Consider the following 16677-nt stretch of genomic DNA (forward strand, 5'->3'; position numbering starts at 1 on the left):
AGAAATGATCTACAGAGACAAGGGCGCGCTAGCAAGTCCTGTAGATCACCACAGTTCTCGGTCACATAAGTTCCATAGAGCAAAGCAAAGTGCTTCTTGTGTTGTCTCAAGATGTGTAGCGAGGTGCCTTGCCTTGACAGATCAGTTGAGCGAGGAATAACAACTCTTTCGAAACATTCGCAATAGAGGTCACTCCTGATGAATGGAGCTGCCATATTAAATATTTTAGCTTGCGCGCGAGACAAGAGTCATATCTATAGACAAGGATTAGAATGTTAAGTTGCAGAAACTGTTGCTGTGAAAGAGCTGTAACAATATGCAGATCAAAAAGGTGGTCTATATGGTTACTCAACCAACCTAACAAGACCCAATGATATAGGCGGTCATAGATCATCCATGCCTTGACCGAAAGGAATAATAAAGCTCGATTAACTATAGATTACTTATCAAGCGATTGCCTGAAAGCCAGACACTGTGATCAATAGCAACCCGCAAACTTAGCCTGTTAACATAATAAATTTACTACGATTAGCATCAATCTCTAGATCTTGAACAAGGCTTGCCGCTCCAACTCAAAACATAACAATCATCCCAAGCATGATGCATGATGCACTAAGCAACGATGTCCTAACCTAAAGAATTCAATCCGTGCAGAACTAGCGTGATGCCTGGAGCAAATCATCGACTCTTAAAGTCAAGGCGAGAGCTGCGGAGATCCACCGCCTGCTTTTCCGCACACTGTTCTCTGGCAAAAGCCTTTAAAAGACATCATCGTTGCTAATAAAGACACAAGTAAGCAGTCTTGGCAAAATCCCCACTCGTGACCATCAATACTCTAATGAGTATTGCTGGTCAGTATTGTGCTCAAGGAAATATATCAAGTATCGATGTACTGGGATCTGGCAACGTCAATGATACTTTTTTAGTGGCCTTGAGTGGTACTGAAACTCAGAGCTTTGTGCTTCAACGTCTCAACACCCATGTGTTTGATCGACCTGATCTCGTGATGAAAAATATGCTCAACCTTGTTGAACATGTGGAAAGAAAATTAGCCTCAAATCCATCAGAGCTAACCGGCAGGAGATGGGAGATCCCAAGAGTTCTACCAGTCCGTGGCTTAGATGAACATTGGATTGAACAAGATGGACAGTTCTGGCGTTCCATCACCTACATCAACTCCGCTACAACTGTTGAGGTACTCCGCGACTATGAACACGCTAAAGAAATCGGATATGCACTTGGCATGTTTCATTACCTCATCAGTGATCTCCCCAACGATGGATTAGCAGACACGCTTGAGAATTTTCACGTTACTCCTGCTTACTTACAACAGTTCGACATCGCCCAAGCCATAGGGTGCAGTGGTAGCGTTACAACTTTGAAGCGAGACTCACGCCTTAGCTCGGCGATGCATTTCATAGAGAGCCGTCGCGCTGGTGTCGATGTACTAGAAGCCGCACTTTGTCGTGGTGAACTAAAGAAACGTCCCATTCATGGTGATCCGAAGATCAACAATGTCATGATCGACAACCTCACAAGCCAGGCGGTGGGGTTGATTGACCTCGATACCGTCAAGCCTGGCCTGGTTCACTATGACATTGGTGATTGCCTTCGTTCCTGTTGTAATCCAGCAGGAGAGGAAGCTACCGATATCAGCCAGGTTCAATTTGATCTCTCACTATGTGAAGCCATCCTTGATGGATACCTATCTGTAGCAAGAGGCTTCTTGAGTGAAAGGGATTATCACTACATCCCCGAGTGTATCAAATTGATCCCATTTGAACTTGGTTTGCGCTTCCTTACTGATCACCTCAATGGCAACATCTACTTCAAAACGAAACATCCAAACCAAAACCTTGATCGCGCGGAGGTGCAGTTCCGCCTCATGGAAAGTATTGAAGCTCAGTGGACCTCTATTGTTGGCTTGGTAGAGCGCCTGAGGAGCCAAAGCTAAAAATGGCTCGCCATGCTGTCATGACACGCCAAGTATGCACTCTGGTTCCCTATGAACCAAGGCAGAAACCAAACTTACTAGTTAGTGCTGAGTTTGTATGGCATGAAGAAGGGATTCTTGAGCTCAGTTATGGGCTTCGAAGTCGAGGAGAAGCTGGGCTCAACGATCTTCAAATGCCAGCCACTGCAGTTTCACCACAGCGATGTGATGAGCTTTGGTCGAACACGTGCTTCGAGGCATTCCTCGCTCATCCTGGGCAAGAGAAATACTGGGAACTCAATGTTGCCCCTAGTGGTAATTGGAATCTTTACTCCCTTGAGAACTACCGCAACGGACTCAAACCAGAGCTCGGCGTACTCCTCCCAACCATCAGCATCCATGGTGGACCAAAAGATTTTCGCTGTGATGTGCTTCTCAATTTACAGCCCTGGTTTCCAGGTATTTCCTGCCCAGAGTTCTCTCTCACTGCGGTCATGAAACATGCCGATGCAAGTTATAGCTATTGGGCCATTCGCCACACAGGCCAAGGTCCAGACTTTCATGACCGCCGTAGTTTCATTCAACCCTAAATCGTGCACTCCTCCTGGGGACAATGCAGCAGCTCAAAAGCAAAACTATGCCAATGCTCTAGATCAGTCAGATTTAGCATTCGCAGAACTTCATTGAAACATTGAAGTTTCATGTCTAATAGATTCCGAAAGAATCAAGCAGCCGTCGGTTTCTTGATCATCATCACTGTAGCCATCATGATTACAGCACGCAACATCAGTAAAAAACAGCTTTTAATGCGAGAAGCAGCCTTAGTTCATCAATGTCTACGAATGGCTAATCTCAGCGCTTGCACATCCATCGATATGGAACGGATCCATCCCAATACGCGTGAACTAATATGGCGGATGATCAAGGAACTGCAGAAGAGCTGGTCGTGAGATAGACAGAAAAGGTTCGCTTCTCTACAAAATAAATACCAACGACTCTGATCACCATGTTTAATAACATCCTTTTCATTCAACTTGCAGCCATCCTTGCCGCTTGCTGACATGACAAAGATGAGGCAATTATTAAATGGGGGTGGACTGCTGGTTGCTGTCGTAACTTTGGTTATCGGCTTTGGTGCAGAGCTGAGCACTAGACAAAAAACAGTCGTTAGCTTCTAGGCGGAAAGAACTCCTACCCAGCCTTTTTCTTGCCTAAAAAAGGAATTGTGGTTGGTCTGAACGCAAAGGATGGTGCAACGAATTCAATTCAGCTCGTAGCAGCCTTGAAGGCCATCCCCTAGAGCAAGGCAACAAGCACCATCTTCTGCATAGGGTGCAAACCATGACCAAAGCCCCCTCGTCAACAGTCCAAAGCCGCCGAATCCTGCTCACAGGAGCAAGTTCTGGAATCGGCTATCAAGCAGCAGTTCGAATGCATCGTGCTGGACATCAGCTAATTCTGCCTTGTCGAGATCGGTCTACAGCTACGGCAACGCTTAAAAAACTCTCAGAGGAGACAGTTCAACATCAGCAAGAGAGAAGCCCAGTTTCAGCTCCTGTCATGGACTTAGCTGATTTGGAAAGCATCAAACAGTGTGCTGATGAGCTATTGAGCATCGGCCAGCCAATCGATACCTTGATCCTCAATGCTGGCCTTCAATACACTGGTGCAGCAAAAGCGCAGCTCTCATCTCAGGACTACGAACTCACCATCGCGGTGAATCATCTTGGTCATCAGGCCTTGAGCATCCGCCTATTACCGCTGTTAGATGCAGGGATGAGCCCACGTGTAGTGGTAACAGCTTCCGAGGTGCATGACTCCAATTCTCCTGGCGGACGCTTTGGCAAGCCTGCTGGCTTAGGTGATTTGACGGGTCTCAAAACCGGAGCCGGCTTTGAGATGATTGATGGCAGTTCAAGCTTTAATGCAGACAAGGCCTACAAAGACAGCAAGCTTTGCAACGTACTGTTTGCTCGGGAATTGGCAAGACGACTGAGTTTGCGTTCCATACAGATACCAGTGCTGGCATGGGCACCAGGACTAGTGATACCTCGCAGCTCAGGAGGCTTCTTTCGCTACAGTCGGCGCTACAACGAATGGGGTCAGCGGGTCTTTTCACTAGTGGTGCGAGATCTGTTGCGCATTAGCGAATCAGCAGAAAATGCGGGGTCTCTACTGTCGAGACTTGCGACAGATCAATCGTTAAACACATCTCCATTTAGCTATCGAAGCAATCGGCTTGACGGTCCAGGGCAGCACCGTTTTGAAGAAGCAAATGTAAGCAAGGAAGCACAGGACAACAATCTGGCCAAGTCGCTGTGGGAAGTGAGCGCCGAGCTGATAGGACTACCTACTGAGCTACCACCTGCCTCAGTATCACAATGCTAAGCTTTGTTCAAGAGGACCTAATTAAGTGTATATATAGGCCCTGAATTATCAAAAAGCAGAAGCGAAAACATGCAGCATGTATCTCAAATCCACAATCAAAGATTGACAAGTCTTGATCGTAAAACTATTGCGATTTCTACTAAGCCAACAATAACACTACTGTAATGCCAAAACTCCCCCCTGAACATAAGTTTTGGGACCTGTCAGATTATGCACGTCCAGGGGCAATATGGCTGGTAAAACGACTGCTGCCTACATCGATAGGCGCTATCACATTAACATGGCTATTTACCGCAGTAGGCCTAGTTAGTGTACTGCTAATTTTTAATCGTTATGCACTTACACTTGCAGGCTCACTGCTGATATTAAAAAGCTTGCTTGATGCGGCAGATGGTGAAATGGCTCGCGCAAGAAATCGACCATCACATACTGGTAGATACTTGGACTCAATAAATGATTTAATTCTGAACGGGCTTGTGTTGTTTGCGATTGGCATCCCGCTGATGATACCTGTTTGGAAAATTGCGCTTACCTGGATCTCATTTCAACTGCAAGGGACAATATTTAATTATTTTTATGTGATTAAAAGGCATCAGGCATCCGGGGATAAAACAAGCCGTATATCCGAAGTGACTTCTCCGGTTCCTTACCCTCAAGAGAACCCAAGAGTGTTATTTATGCTTCATAAGCTATATCTAATTTTTTACGGTTGGCAAGACTGGATTATCGACACAATGTTCAAGGGCAATCAAATAACCAACTCAAGATCTCGCCCAATCCCAAACTGGATTATGAGCTTAATCTCAATCTTTGGACTGGGATTCCAACTACTAATTATAGCGATACTTCTCTGCACCAATAGCCTAGAGCTAACCTTTCCTATCTTCTTGATCGTCTACAACATCATCGCGGCACTGGTTGTCTTTAGTGTTTTAATATTAGGGTCAAAAAAATCACAGAAAAGGGCCGCAAGGCTATAGCTTAAACTTTATAGTCAATCTTTCTTGAAGGAGAGATATCAACCATAACCTACTAGTTCCAGATCAACCAAATAACATTTACTGCAAAGAGCAAGTTCCCTAAATTGATTGATCACAGAATTCAAGAACCACCTACAAAAGACATCTCATCGTCAACAAGTTGTCAAACCAAATAACTTTAGATCGCCAAAGGTTATAGCGATACTCCATGTGCGGGGATTAAAAGCTATTGAGTATTCATGGCCTAGTTCATACTATGTTAGCCATTGATCATCCTCCTGACAATTATGAATTGATCAAAGTGGTTATCTTGGGCTACTTGCTGGAAACTTCCTTAAATAGGTAGACACAGGAATTGGCTTGTTTTGATTATAACCAACAGGCAGCCATAAATCCCCAGCATCAATGTCAAAGTGAATTTCCCAATGATAAAGGCCAGTGAATGCGCGCGGATCTTCCTTCAATAAGGCTGTGTATTCGAGCACGGCCCTTCCGTAATGGTCGCTATTGTTATATCCCCACAACCCTTTACGGATATCTTGCAGCCCGCCGCGGCGTACTAGATAGCGCGCGGCTGCCTGAATCGCGTCATGGGGGTCACGGATGTCCCCTTCTCCAATACCATTCTCTTGCCAAGTTGTTGGCAAAAACTGCATCGGTCCTTGAGCATTAGCTACAGAGACACCATCGATGCGGCCCATTCCTGTCTCAACAAGGTTCACTGCCGCCAAAACTTCCCAATCGATACCAGTTGAACTTTCTGCTTTGCGGTAATAGCTCAATAACTTCTCTGCAGGCTCGGGCGGAATGATTCTCCAGGCCGGCATTAAGCGAGGTCTAAAGGATCTCCTGTGCATCGCAAGAAACTCACGCCTTGCGACTAAATGCCGTTCAGCCACATGACGCCAACGGCTCGGCAAGTGAGCCAGCACCTTATTAGAAGTGGGTAGATCCTTAGACAACACCCGGTAGATGAGCTGTTGTTGATGGCCAAGGCTTGGGAGATCTTCTTCAGGTGTTGATGGTTGAAGCAGCGCTTCTTCTACCTCTTGAAGAAGATCCGCAAGCTTGATCGGATCATCTGGAACGATGGGGTAATGACGTCCATCAGCCATACGTGGCCGATCGGCATCGCTTGGCAGAATCGGACTTTTTGATGCGGATTGGCGTTCCGCCACAAAAACATTCGTGGTACTTAGTGACTTCAAAGCCAAGCTACCCATGAGGCTTAAAACCCCAGCGCTGAAAAGCATTAGAGCGAGGTGGCGTTTCCTCATGACAACCAACTCAAAGGCAAAGATGACGCTACCGGAACTAACCAACAAAGGCTCGATGGCACTGATCAACCCGCCGCCGCTTACGCTGCCGTCCATTACATGAAACCCTCGCGTGGCCAAGGAATCCACTCACCGAGCTGATGAGCTCAAAGAACTTGGCTGGTCCAGCGAGGACGTAGCCCGCTATGCGGAGCTATGGGACTACCGGCAGCGTTGGGGTGCAATGAACTTGGAGCGAGAGGACCGCCAGTTCCTAAGAAAGGCTGAAGCCGCTCTGCCAGCAATCGTTACTGGCAAGGCTGCAGCCAAAAAAGCCACTGAGGACAAGTCTTATTACCGCAGGCTCCGCTTCTATCTCCAGGCCATGAATGAAGCAGAGTTAGCTCTCGCACTTGAAGAGAACGCTCGTGGTGCGTGGCCGATCCTGCTGGAAGAAGAATTGCGAGCTCTCGACTATTACGAACCTGTTCTCGGCCTACCAGACACCCTAAAGGCCAAGAAGTTCGATGCTGTACGTGAATCGATTGCTAACCGTGCATCAAAGCTTGCTGATGAGCAGGGCCTTGTGGTGAGTTTTGACTTCCAGGCCCCCCTCAACGCTCTCAAAGCTCAAGAGCCAACAAAATGGCGCCAATTAAGAGAAGAAGACACTGCAGCTGATCAGAGCTATCCCATACTCAATGCCTCTGTGGTCGAAGGCTTCCGCCAAGAAGTGAGGGCCGAATTGGTGCCCTTGATTCGCGAAACACTGCCATCATTAGCCAAGACAGATAAAGCTGCTCCACCTGACGACTGGAACCGCGCCTGAGACTAAGTTGCTAGAAAGAAGGGACCTTCCTGTTTACGTGTAGTTGACTTCACATCGCTTCGAAACCCTCCAGCTTCATGCCGGCCAGGTAGCTGATCCTGTCACGAACTCACGGGCTGTACCCATTTATCAAACCAGTTCGTATGTCTTTAATGACGCTGAACATGGTGCCAACCTGTTTGGTCTTAAAGAATTCGGCAACATTTACACCCGTCTGATGAACCCCACGACGGATGTGTTTGAAAAGCGTGTTGCGGCTCTTGAGGGAGGGATTGCTGCTGTAGCGACAGCTTCCGGACAATCCGCCCAGTTCCTGGCAATTACAAATTGCATGCAGGCTGGTGACAATCTTGTCTCAACATCCTTCTTGTATGGAGGAACCTACAATCAATTCAAGGTGCAGTTTCCCCGCCTTGGCATTGATGTGAAGTTTGCAGATGGTGATGATGTTGATAGCTTTGCCACTGAAATCGATGCCAACACAAAAGCAATTTATGTGGAGTCGATGGGAAACCCTCGCTTCAATATCCCTGACTTTAAAGGCCTTTCAGGCTTAGCAAAAGACATGGGAATCCCATTAATTGTTGACAACACCCTTGGAGCAGCTGGTGCTTTGCTTCGGCCCATAGAGCATGGTGCTGATGTGGTGGTGGAAAGTGCCACCAAATGGATTGGAGGCCATGGCACCAGCCTTGGTGGAGTGCTTGTGGATGCTGGCACCTTTAACTGGGGCAATGGCAAATTCCCACTGATGAGTGAGCCAAGCGCGGCATATCACGGTCTGGTGCACTGGGATGCTTTCGGGTTCGGCAGCGACATCTGCTCCATGCTCGGCGTTCCAAGCAATCGCAATGTGGCCTTTGCACTGCGAGCTCGAGTTGAGGGACTGCGTGACTGGGGAGCAGCTCTTAGTCCATTCAATTCATTCCTACTTTTGCAAGGGCTCGAAACATTGAGTTTAAGAGTGGAACGCCATGCATCCAATGCCATGGCTCTTGCTACATGGCTGCAGGATCATCCCAAGGTTGCCAGTGTCAACTATCCCGGCCTGAAAAATGACCCATACCACGCACAAGCCAAAACATACCTAACGAATCGAGGCATGGGATGCATGCTGATGTTCTCCCTTAAAGGAGGCTTTGATGATGCCGTGAGCTTCATCAATGGTCTTGAATTAGCTAGCCATCTCGCCAATGTTGGTGATGCCAAGACCTTGGTGATTCATCCTGCATCCACCACGCATCAACAACTTTCTGCTCAAGAGCAGGAATCTGCAGGAGTCACTCCCACAATGGTTAGGGTATCTGTTGGCCTTGAACACATCGAAGACATCAAGGCTGATTTTGAACAGGCCCTAGCGGCCATCAGCTGAGACTGGAGGCATCGATGGCGCTGATCCTGCCACGCAGTTATCACAAGATCGCCGCGGTGGAGAAGAACCGGATCTCATGGATCGAGCCGGAACTTGCAGAACGTCAGGACATCCGGCCATTAAGAATCGGAATCCTCAACATCATGCCCCTGGGCAAGCAGTATGAATTCAATCTGCTGCATCCCCTAGGGCTTTCACCTCTACAGATCGAACCGATCTGGATAAGGCTACGTAGCCATAGCTATAAAACATGGGACCTTGCTCATCTCGATAATCTCTATGTGAGCTGGGAGGAAGCGATGGAACCCAATCCTCTTGATGGTTTGATCATCACTGGAGCCCCAGTTGAACATCTGCCATTTGAGGAGGTGAACTACTGGCAAGAGCTAGTAAAAATCATCGAAGAGGCACGGCAGAACTGTGCAAACACGCTTGGCTTGTGCTGGGCTGGTTTTGCCATGGCCTATCTCGAAGGTGTCGATAAAAAGTCTTTTAGCAAAAAGTTGTTTGGGGTGTTCCCGATGCGCAGCTTGGTTCCTGGCCATGCCCTGATGGGCACGCAAGACGATCGATTTGTGTGTCCGCAGAGTCGCCATGCCGGGTTGCCTGATGGCGCAATGGAAGCAGCACAGCGACAGGGACGTCTACGTTTACTGGCGCATGGTGAGAAGGTTGGCTACACGATCTTTGAGACCACCGATCAACGCCAACTTGTTCATCTTGGGCATCCGGAGTACAACGCGGGTCGCCTGTTAACAGAGATGGAACGAGATCAAGCGAGAGGCGATGTTCAGCCCCCTGAAAACTTTGATCCAGACAGCCCTCTAACTCTATGGCGGTCACATCGAAATCTACTGTTTCAGCACTGGCTATGGTTCTGCTATCAAAGAGTAAGTTTGCGTGACTGAAATATTGTCAAAATAATCATAATTAGCAAAATAAAAGCAACCAAAAGAGAAAGCAAGTTTCTATAAATTCATCTACAAAAGTCATGCGTATCGGATGCACTAAGGATTCAGCAAAACACGCAAACGTTCTAGGCCAATGCTGATAGAAGTTTTTTCTGTAAACCTAACCGTCAGATCTTGCTCATAGGTGGTTAGAGGTTCAATCCACGCTTTCTGCAGTTCACGCACGCCTAAATCTGCCTCAGAGGGGTCAGTTCCAATCCCCATCCTTGTAGCGAACCGCTGCTGAGCTGTGAAATCACTACATTCACAGGCCACGATGGCAATCGGGCATCCTTGCTGATGCGCCAATGCAAACATTCGCTGTCGTTCTCGTTCGCGCAAGAAGGTGGCATCCACAATTGTGGTGTAACCACTGCTCAAGCAACTTTGAGTTAATGCCGGTAGGCATTGATCAAACAACCACTGGGTGACCTCAGGTCGATAAGGGTCTCCTTGAAAAAGTGGTGCAATGCCACCACTTGCCATCGTTCCTTTTTCAAAGCCAAGCAGCTTGTGCAGCGGTCGGCGACCGAAAGCACGCTGACGTTCAACATCTGAACGCAATCGTACTGCTGGCAACTGCTGATAGAGCTGCTCACTCAAAAAGGATTTACCACTACCGCTGAGTCCATGCATCAGCACAATACCGGCTGATTTTGTTTGCTGGACCTCTCTTGCCCGCTGAATGTAGAGGTTGAGATCCTTAAGCAGCCTTTGAAGATGTTGCTGATCAACAGAGTGATGCTGACTCTGGGAGCAGAGTTGCTGCCATTGCAGGCCACTCACTTTGGCGCGCACAAGCGCTCGGTAAGCCGAATACCAAGGCCAAAGATCAAGAGTCTTGTAATCGCCGGTGTGCTCAAGCCATTCGTTGAGTATCACCATGGCATCATCCTGATGATCGTGCACCTCAAAATCCATCACTAGAAATGCCATTTCACTAATCGGATCGATCCAACGAAGACTTGGATTAAAATCAATGGCATCAAAGACTTCTAAACGTTCATCGTTGTTTAAGTGTATATTGCCGACATGAAGATCGCCATGGCATTCGCGTATAGCTCCTGCGTTGAGTCGTTGTTTAAAACGAAAAGCCAGTTCTGGCTGAATCCTCTTGATCCAAGCTCGATGCTGCTCAAGCCAAAGCTCTAATGGCTCAGGAAGTTTCAACTGATCCAAAATACGCAAATTCGCATGCACAGGGTTAGTCACCGCTTCAAATCCACCAAAACCGCCATCTGAAGCAGCCTTGTCGACACTGAGATGAAACTCTGCAAGATCGAAAGCAAGTCTTTTTAGGGATTCAGTCTTCAAAACCCCATCACTCAGATAAACACTGAGAAGACGAGAGGCAGGAAATTGACGCATCTTCACAGCAACCTCAACCACACCCTTTGTGGATGGATCATTCGATACAAAGTTTTCATCGAGAACTATGGCGCCATCAACTGATTCGAGAATCCGGGTCACACCTAGATAAAGGTCTGGAGCCAAGCGACGATTTAGGCGCAGCTCCTCTTGGCAAAAATGAAGGCGTTGCTTGAGTGTGGTGGCGTCTACAAAGTCAAAATGCGCAGCTTTTTTGACTTTGTAAACATAGGAACCGGTCAGAAGCACCCAGGAAATGTGGGTCTCGACAAGCTCCACAACCATCACCGGATGTGGATAAGCCTCAGGCTTCATTAATGCCTGAATCAAAGCGGGTTGGTTTTGCTTGGTCGTGGTCACCCGCGGAGTGTTTCAGCTATGACTCAACACTGGCATCTGTGACTACTCTCCGCCATCTATAAAGCCAACATGGTTCTGTTCAATGGTGTTGGCTAGGAGCTCTATGGCACAGCCATCACAAAGACACGATTGGGCAGAAGCTCGCCCCTGGACGTGGATGGCCAATTGGTTGAACTGCGCTGATGCTCGATCCTGGCTGCATCGACTACAAGACGGTGTGGCTTGGGAGCAACCGGTTGTTCGAGTCTACGGACGTCATCATGTTGTCCCACGACTGACGGCATTCATGGCAGCTGAGGGGGTCAACTATCACTACAGCGGTGTAAGCCATCGCGGCGAAGGATTGCCTGATTGGCTCTATCCCTTGCTCAGGCAAGTGAATGCGGCCTGCAAGGAAAACTTCAACGGTTGTTTACTGAATCTCTATCGCAATGGCAACGACCGCATGGGTTGGCATGCGGATGATGAAGCTGAGATTGAACCAAACACACAGATCGCTTCCTTGTCACTGGGAGCAACAAGGGATTTCTGTTTAAAGCATCGCCATCAACCGTTGCGGGAAGTGCTTCATTTGCAGGGCGGCGATCTGTTGATTATGCACCCTCAATGTCAAAAAGAATGGCTACATGCGTTGCCGAGACGAAAGAGAGTGCTTCAACCAAGAATCAACCTTACCTTCCGTTGCTTTATCAAAAGCCAAGGCCTATAGCTCATCAGAATACTTATGAGGGATTAATTGAATTTTTCAACCAAATCGGATGCAAATAGATAATATCGATTGCCATGGCTTGGGATATTCGCCTGAACCAGATTCCTAAGGATTGGCATCAGATTCCGGTTAGATTTAGAAAAACAAATGGAATTAGAGATGGCGATAAAGAGCGAAGTCTTTACTGGTTCCTTTGAGGAGATAGATGTATCGGTAGAGATAAGAATTGAAGAAATTTGCTTTGCTGCGCCTCAAGTGTCTGGAGTTTATTGGCCAGCTCTAAAGTGACCAAAGTAAAACAGCAAATGATCTCATTCGTGCCTGGTATCGGATCTCGTTTTAAGCGAATATTGAGGTATTCAAAGAAATAAAAGTCTCTGCTAATGCAAGGGCTTTGAGTGTCTAGGCGGACCCAGCGGTACTACCAACTCCACGACTAACCACCACAAACTTTAAGCGGGGCGGGAACAGGCAAGAATCACACTGTCCAGCCCCCGTGATGCCCCCCAGCCACGCTCTCCAGCTCTTCATCAGGCAGGGTTTTGCGATGCTCTTTTAAGTCTTCTGTTGTAATCGCGAACCCAGCAGTCTTAGCAATAGCAACAACATCAGCACCTTCTGCTTTAAGTTGTTCCTGTAGTGAGCTATCTGCTTGAACTTTGGCGATGAATACCTTGAGTTGCTCTTCTCAGATCGATTGTTGATCTAAGAACTTATCATAGCAGTGAATCAACAAAAAGCCCCGCCATGATGCGGGGCTTTTCTTATTTGTTTTCTCCCCCTAAAGCGGTGGCGACTTTTTGTGTTCATCCTTCACCGCTATCGGTAGATTCACTCAACCTCTTTAAAAACGCAGTGACCTGGCTCAATGCCAACAGTGAGTTTGTTCACAAGCATCAATAACATTGCGTTTTCTCTCCAAGTAGCACAAATAACTGACATGAAGAAGGGCACCCGCGTTGGATGCCCTCAAGCCCAGGACAGGTTTTTAGGGTTTCTACGTCCTCAGACTCCTGATCTAGGTCTAAGCAAGCAGGTAGAAGGTGTCAGTAGGAAGAATTGCCCCTTTCCGCTTTTCCCACACAGTGGCTAGCAATGTCCTCTTCCAGTGGACATTGGCATCAGTGAACTTTTTGAGGCTTTGCGGGCTTCAGTTCCTTAAGCAGCTCTCGCAGCCCCACTAGTGCAAGCACAAAACTGATCCCCATGACAATAACAGCAGGTGTGTCCATGCCCTGAAAAGCGAACCACTTATCTAATAGCTACCCCTTTACTTGGTCGAGATGAGAAATTTTACTCATTATTGATTCTGGGTTGTACAGACCGAGGAGTAGAATAGAACGGCGAAACTCCCCACACAGTTTGTCGTTTGGTGCTACTCGATGAGGGCGCCCTTTTCTTATGCGCCTGTGATTAATGCTTGAAACAAGGGCAAAGAAGTAGCTGGGGCCCTGCCAATCACCTGCGTCAATCAATCAGGCAAGTTGCGCTTCCATGACTGGGTTTTGGCATGTGAAGGCTTGGCTCAGCCTGTTGTGCTATTGGTTGGCAGTGAAGAGGATTTCAGCGCAAAACTGGTAGGTCCATCACCGCCCTAAGCATTAGTGGCGGCGTATTTGGCTAACTCCGCTGCGCACCTCTCAAAGGACTTTTCAACAGGGATATGCCTTGATCCGTGAGGACATCGATCAGGAAAATATCCAAAGAACAGATCTTGTTGCTCAAGCTATTCATCTACTGATAGGAAGCGCAAGGGTTGCTTTAAAGCAGAACAACCCCAGTGCTGTTGTGAGCGCTGTAGCTTAATTCGACAAGTTATGTGGGTTAGGAGTGAGGAAATAGTTAGGGGCCTTAGTTCTGTCCCTCTTTTAATTTATTGATTTCATAGATCCAAGGAGTTCTTCTCAACAGAATGAATTTATCTTCATGACCTGAACTAGAAGTCACGGCTAGAGTGTTGGGAAAGATAGGGATAACGTTTAAGAATTTTGTCCAATCCTTTCTTAGCCTATTGATTTCAGAAATTGAAACGGTGGTTACCCCTGCTTGAATGTTGAGCGCATGTGACTCAAAAATCAATCTTGCTGTGGTCAGATAAAGCATCCCTCCAACAGTCTCAATACCTCTTTGATGGTTTGCAGGCGATTTCTTGACAAGCTTTTCTCCAACCTCAAGAACAGTCTTCACGCAAGGGGCCATTTTAATTTAAAATTACACTAGCTTCAATTAAAGAAACTTCAAGCCCTCTTTAGTTAAGTACTAAAAAGTTGTTGCCTTACCGATCCACCCAAAAGATCACCAGCGAATGTTGAATACGCTCAGAGCTATCCATGCCAACCCCAAAGCGGCTGGGGTAAGGAAAGGCTTTGATGACCCCTATTCCAATTATGGCCACTACAGCAGATTGAAGGCAGACGGCATAAGTGAATGGAGCCCTGCCTTTTTAAAGCTCTCGGCCACTCTGGATGGTTGTGCCAGGCGCTATGAGCGTTTCTGCCAGCGTTATCGCCATCACGCCAAAGCTGCTCCTAAATGCCATTGGGGTAGTCGCATACTCGAACGACTGGTGAGCAGTGCCAGCCCCGCTGGTAATCAGAGCACTCCTCCTTGCTGAAATCTCCGGTGTTCAGGACATCGGGACTATCCCAAGACACACAAGTGTTCCGTTGCTAAGCAGAAGATGCTTTGCCTCAACTCAGTGCAGCATTACCTGATTGTCTGGACTTTCCCCACTGTTGAAGGGGCCTGGGATTCGTGCCCTGGATTTGCGGACTACATCAATGCAGGAGGGCCTGGCGACAAATTCGAGGGCTTTGAACTGAAATATCGCGTCTGCGAACCCGTGAGTGGCAGTGGGGTTGCCATCGCAGTAGCTAGCGATATCGGCAAGGTTTGGGCCCACCTCGGCCCTTGGATTAAGGGCTATGGCATCCAATTCGAGGTCACGGCTGTGGTGTCAGATGCAGAGTTCGCAGCAATGTGGCCTGGCGTGGAGGCTGCTGCTGCTGTCGAATAAAGACCCACATCTGGCAGGCCGGCTGGCTGCTGATGGACGCCAGCAACAGACAGCTCAACCAGTGTCAGGAGCACTGGTTGAGCCAATGGCAGCAGCGATAGGGAAATAGCAAGTGCCGTTCTTCTGCGTGGCATCTGCTGGGTGCTGCTGGGATCAAGTTAGGTCGGCTGTCTTTCGTCTTTAGTAGTGGGCTTTCATGTTTTAAGCCTTCGTCTCTTCACTTTCTTCTCCTTTGCATTCGAGCCATTCACCGCAACAAAAGGATCAGCCAGATCGCGAGTCATAAACCTGGCATAGCTACCCATATGCACTTCCAAGCTATGGCCCATCGCATCTGCCATTTGCTTTGGTTGTAAACCTCTGGCATGTCCTGCTGCGCTATAGCGATGACGAAATGAGTAAGGCGTTAATTTTTCGCCCTCAGCTTCTGCTTCCGCTGCAATCGACTGCCACATTGGCTGTCTCCTTAAGTAGGTACCAACAGCTTCACCGGCCTTGCCTGGTTGGCCCAAGCTCGGTAGATCTTCTCTTATATGAATCCGCTGCTGAAGGTTCCAATCAACTGAGCCATCAACGTCATTGACTAGCAGTGGGTAGAGGCGACGCTTATCTGTTCGCTTGCCTTTCGTCCCTCCCTGTGATTTCTCATAGTCAGACCACAATTCACTCCCAGCTCGCTTGGTTTTGATGTGGCGGAGATCCTCGGGCCTACAGCCGTAAACCGCCATCAGTTGAATGGCAAAACGCCAGCGATTACCAATGTTGGTTTGTGGCAGCGCATCCAACAGACGCAGAATTTGCAGATCTGTCATTGGATAGCCATCTCGCTTTTGGTTAATGGCTTCTCCTTCAATCGTCTCTGGTGGCAGCCAACAAACTTTGAAATTGCGTCGCTGCACGCAGAAACGTAGAAAAGCAAACAGGTTCTGACGCATGATCTGACGTTGACGCGTTCCTAGAAACCACTGCTTCAAAGCAATGTCGCAAAGGTCAGAACCATTGGTTGGGGATTTTGTGGCTGAAAGTACTTTTAGAGCAGAAGACAGAACAGGCTTGTATTTCTTATCCCAAGTTCGATCCGCCACGCGAGTGCGATGTTCTCGAAAGGCAATAACGGCCGCTTGCCAATCAGTGTTGTGACGACTGCTAGCTCTCTCTGAAAGTTTTGCAGCTCCCCTGAGGTCAAGACCACCTGAGGCATAAGCCTTAGCAATGACGCGAATCCGTAGCAAAGCATCAGCCCATTGCGATTCGTCCCATTGGAAAGGCAGCTTCAACGTCTGCTTTTTACCGAGCGTTGGGTCATGAACCTCGAGCTTGACACTGCCGTTGTGCTCGACAACAAGCCAACCAACAGGACACTGTGCCTTGATGGCTCGACGGAAATCCTTCACCCATTGAGGGGTGTCCTTTGACGCTGTTCTAGGCATCAGGGGCAAACGAAAGGCCGATAGCACCCGTGCACATAGCACCCGTTCATTTTTACCCCTAGCCGGGGGTAAGAGGGGGAATTCAC

General features: G+C 48.0%; 15 protein-coding genes and 1 pseudogene. 11 read left to right on the forward strand and 5 right to left on the reverse strand.

The window, feature by feature from the left end:
• Positions 1 to 838: 838 nt before the first annotated feature.
• From SIB80_RS08210 to SIB80_RS08230, 5 genes are all read left to right on the forward strand, one after another.
• Complete coding sequence (locus SIB80_RS08210) at positions 839 to 1954, forward strand: phosphotransferase enzyme family protein (protein ID WP_063420309.1); 1116 nt, start codon at positions 839 to 841, stop codon at positions 1952 to 1954.
• A 20-nt stretch (positions 1955 to 1974) separates the two neighbouring features.
• The gene (locus SIB80_RS08215) at positions 1975 to 2523 is read left to right on the forward strand and encodes a DOMON-like domain-containing protein (RefSeq protein WP_231901385.1); all 549 of its coding nucleotides are present in this window, start codon (positions 1975 to 1977) and stop codon (positions 2521 to 2523) included.
• Positions 2524 to 2676: 153 nt separating this feature from the next.
• The gene (locus tag SIB80_RS08220; protein ID WP_169189814.1) at positions 2677 to 2883 is read left to right on the forward strand and encodes a hypothetical protein; all 207 of its coding nucleotides are present in this window, start codon (positions 2677 to 2679) and stop codon (positions 2881 to 2883) included.
• 391 nt (positions 2884 to 3274) lie between these two features.
• Positions 3275 to 4321: an SDR family NAD(P)-dependent oxidoreductase gene (locus tag SIB80_RS08225; RefSeq protein ID WP_063398120.1), complete on the forward strand. Its 1047-nt coding sequence runs from the start codon at positions 3275 to 3277 to the stop codon at positions 4319 to 4321.
• Between the two features lie 164 nt (positions 4322 to 4485).
• Entirely contained in the window at positions 4486 to 5301 is an 816-nt protein-coding gene (locus tag SIB80_RS08230) for a CDP-alcohol phosphatidyltransferase family protein (RefSeq protein ID WP_063405705.1), read from the forward strand.
• A gap of 305 nt (positions 5302 to 5606) precedes the next feature.
• On the opposite strand, the gene SIB80_RS08235 is transcribed toward SIB80_RS08230, so the two are convergent.
• Positions 5607 to 6674: a transglycosylase SLT domain-containing protein gene (locus SIB80_RS08235; protein ID WP_063420310.1), complete on the reverse strand. Its 1068-nt coding sequence runs from the start codon at positions 6672 to 6674 to the stop codon at positions 5607 to 5609.
• A 16-nt stretch (positions 6675 to 6690) separates the two neighbouring features.
• Here SIB80_RS08235 and SIB80_RS08240 point away from each other — a divergent pair, with 16 nt between their 5' ends.
• Genes SIB80_RS08240 through SIB80_RS08250 form a run of 3 tightly spaced genes read left to right on the forward strand, consistent with a single transcriptional unit; the run spans position 6691 to position 9666 of the window.
• Positions 6691 to 7386 (forward strand): hypothetical protein, encoded by a 696-nt coding sequence (locus SIB80_RS08240; protein ID WP_063405703.1) that lies wholly within the window; start codon positions 6691 to 6693, stop codon positions 7384 to 7386.
• Positions 7387 to 7429: 43 nt separating this feature from the next.
• The gene (locus SIB80_RS08245; RefSeq protein ID WP_063420311.1) at positions 7430 to 8758 is read left to right on the forward strand and encodes an O-acetylhomoserine aminocarboxypropyltransferase/cysteine synthase family protein; all 1329 of its coding nucleotides are present in this window, start codon (positions 7430 to 7432) and stop codon (positions 8756 to 8758) included.
• A 14-nt stretch (positions 8759 to 8772) separates the two neighbouring features.
• On the forward strand, positions 8773 to 9666 hold the full coding sequence (locus SIB80_RS08250; protein ID WP_063420312.1) for a homoserine O-succinyltransferase: 894 nt from the start codon (positions 8773 to 8775) through the stop codon (positions 9664 to 9666).
• Between the two features lie 99 nt (positions 9667 to 9765).
• Here the strand turns inward: SIB80_RS08250 and SIB80_RS08255 are convergent, their stop codons facing one another.
• Positions 9766 to 11436, reverse strand: a complete 1671-nt coding sequence (locus SIB80_RS08255) for a bifunctional aminoglycoside phosphotransferase/ATP-binding protein (RefSeq protein ID WP_236066118.1) — start codon at positions 11434 to 11436, stop codon at positions 9766 to 9768.
• A 103-nt stretch (positions 11437 to 11539) separates the two neighbouring features.
• On the opposite strand from SIB80_RS08255, the gene SIB80_RS08260 reads away from it, so the two are divergent.
• Positions 11540 to 12145 carry an alpha-ketoglutarate-dependent dioxygenase AlkB family protein gene (locus SIB80_RS08260; protein WP_063420313.1) on the forward strand — a complete coding sequence of 202 codons (606 nt, stop codon included), beginning with the start codon at positions 11540 to 11542 and terminating at the stop codon, positions 12143 to 12145.
• A 478-nt stretch (positions 12146 to 12623) separates the two neighbouring features.
• Here the strand turns inward: SIB80_RS08260 and SIB80_RS08265 are convergent.
• Positions 12624 to 12833, reverse strand: a pseudogene (locus SIB80_RS08265) (Nif11-like leader peptide family natural product precursor); the annotation flags it as partial.
• A gap of 1163 nt (positions 12834 to 13996) precedes the next feature.
• Positions 13997 to 14344: a GRAM domain-containing protein gene (locus SIB80_RS08270; RefSeq protein ID WP_063420314.1), complete on the reverse strand. Its 348-nt coding sequence runs from the start codon at positions 14342 to 14344 to the stop codon at positions 13997 to 13999.
• Between the two features lie 106 nt (positions 14345 to 14450).
• Here SIB80_RS08270 and SIB80_RS08275 point away from each other — a divergent pair, with 106 nt between their 5' ends.
• Complete coding sequence (locus SIB80_RS08275; protein ID WP_063420315.1) at positions 14451 to 14759, forward strand: hypothetical protein; 309 nt, start codon at positions 14451 to 14453, stop codon at positions 14757 to 14759.
• Positions 14760 to 14825: 66 nt separating this feature from the next.
• Complete coding sequence (locus SIB80_RS08280; protein WP_205909531.1) at positions 14826 to 15161, forward strand: DUF3303 domain-containing protein; 336 nt, start codon at positions 14826 to 14828, stop codon at positions 15159 to 15161.
• A gap of 194 nt (positions 15162 to 15355) precedes the next feature.
• Here the strand turns inward: SIB80_RS08280 and SIB80_RS08285 are convergent, their stop codons facing one another.
• Positions 15356 to 16591: a site-specific integrase gene (locus SIB80_RS08285; RefSeq protein WP_236066120.1), complete on the reverse strand. Its 1236-nt coding sequence runs from the start codon at positions 16589 to 16591 to the stop codon at positions 15356 to 15358.
• Positions 16592 to 16677: the final 86 nt, after the last annotated feature.

Source organism: Prochlorococcus sp. MIT 1327 (genome assembly GCF_047304785.1).
Taxonomy (GTDB): Bacteria; Cyanobacteriota; Cyanobacteriia; order PCC-6307; family Cyanobiaceae; genus Prochlorococcus; species Prochlorococcus marinus_D.

Excerpts from the sequence above, each read along its gene's own strand:
- SIB80_RS08210 (WP_063420309.1), top strand. The coding sequence starts at position 839 with ATGAGTATTGCTGGTCAGTATTGTGCTCAAGGAAATATATCAAGTATC.
- SIB80_RS08215 (WP_231901385.1), top strand. The coding sequence starts at position 1,975 with ATGACACGCCAAGTATGCACTCTGGTTCCCTATGAACCAAGGCAGAAA.
- SIB80_RS08225 (WP_063398120.1), top strand. The coding sequence starts at position 3,275 with ATGACCAAAGCCCCCTCGTCAACAGTCCAAAGCCGCCGAATCCTGCTC.
- SIB80_RS08230 (WP_063405705.1), top strand. The coding sequence starts at position 4,486 with ATGCCAAAACTCCCCCCTGAACATAAGTTTTGGGACCTGTCAGATTAT.
- SIB80_RS08235 (WP_063420310.1), bottom strand. The coding sequence starts at position 6,674 with ATGGACGGCAGCGTAAGCGGCGGCGGGTTGATCAGTGCCATCGAGCCT.
- SIB80_RS08250 (WP_063420312.1), top strand. The coding sequence starts at position 8,773 with ATGGCGCTGATCCTGCCACGCAGTTATCACAAGATCGCCGCGGTGGAG.
- SIB80_RS08260 (WP_063420313.1), top strand. The coding sequence starts at position 11,540 with ATGGCACAGCCATCACAAAGACACGATTGGGCAGAAGCTCGCCCCTGG.
- SIB80_RS08270 (WP_063420314.1), bottom strand. The coding sequence starts at position 14,344 with ATGGCCCCTTGCGTGAAGACTGTTCTTGAGGTTGGAGAAAAGCTTGTC.
- SIB80_RS08275 (WP_063420315.1), top strand. The coding sequence starts at position 14,451 with ATGTTGAATACGCTCAGAGCTATCCATGCCAACCCCAAAGCGGCTGGG.
- SIB80_RS08280 (WP_205909531.1), top strand. The coding sequence starts at position 14,826 with ATGCTTTGCCTCAACTCAGTGCAGCATTACCTGATTGTCTGGACTTTC.
- SIB80_RS08285 (WP_236066120.1), bottom strand. The coding sequence starts at position 16,591 with ATGCCTAGAACAGCGTCAAAGGACACCCCTCAATGGGTGAAGGATTTC.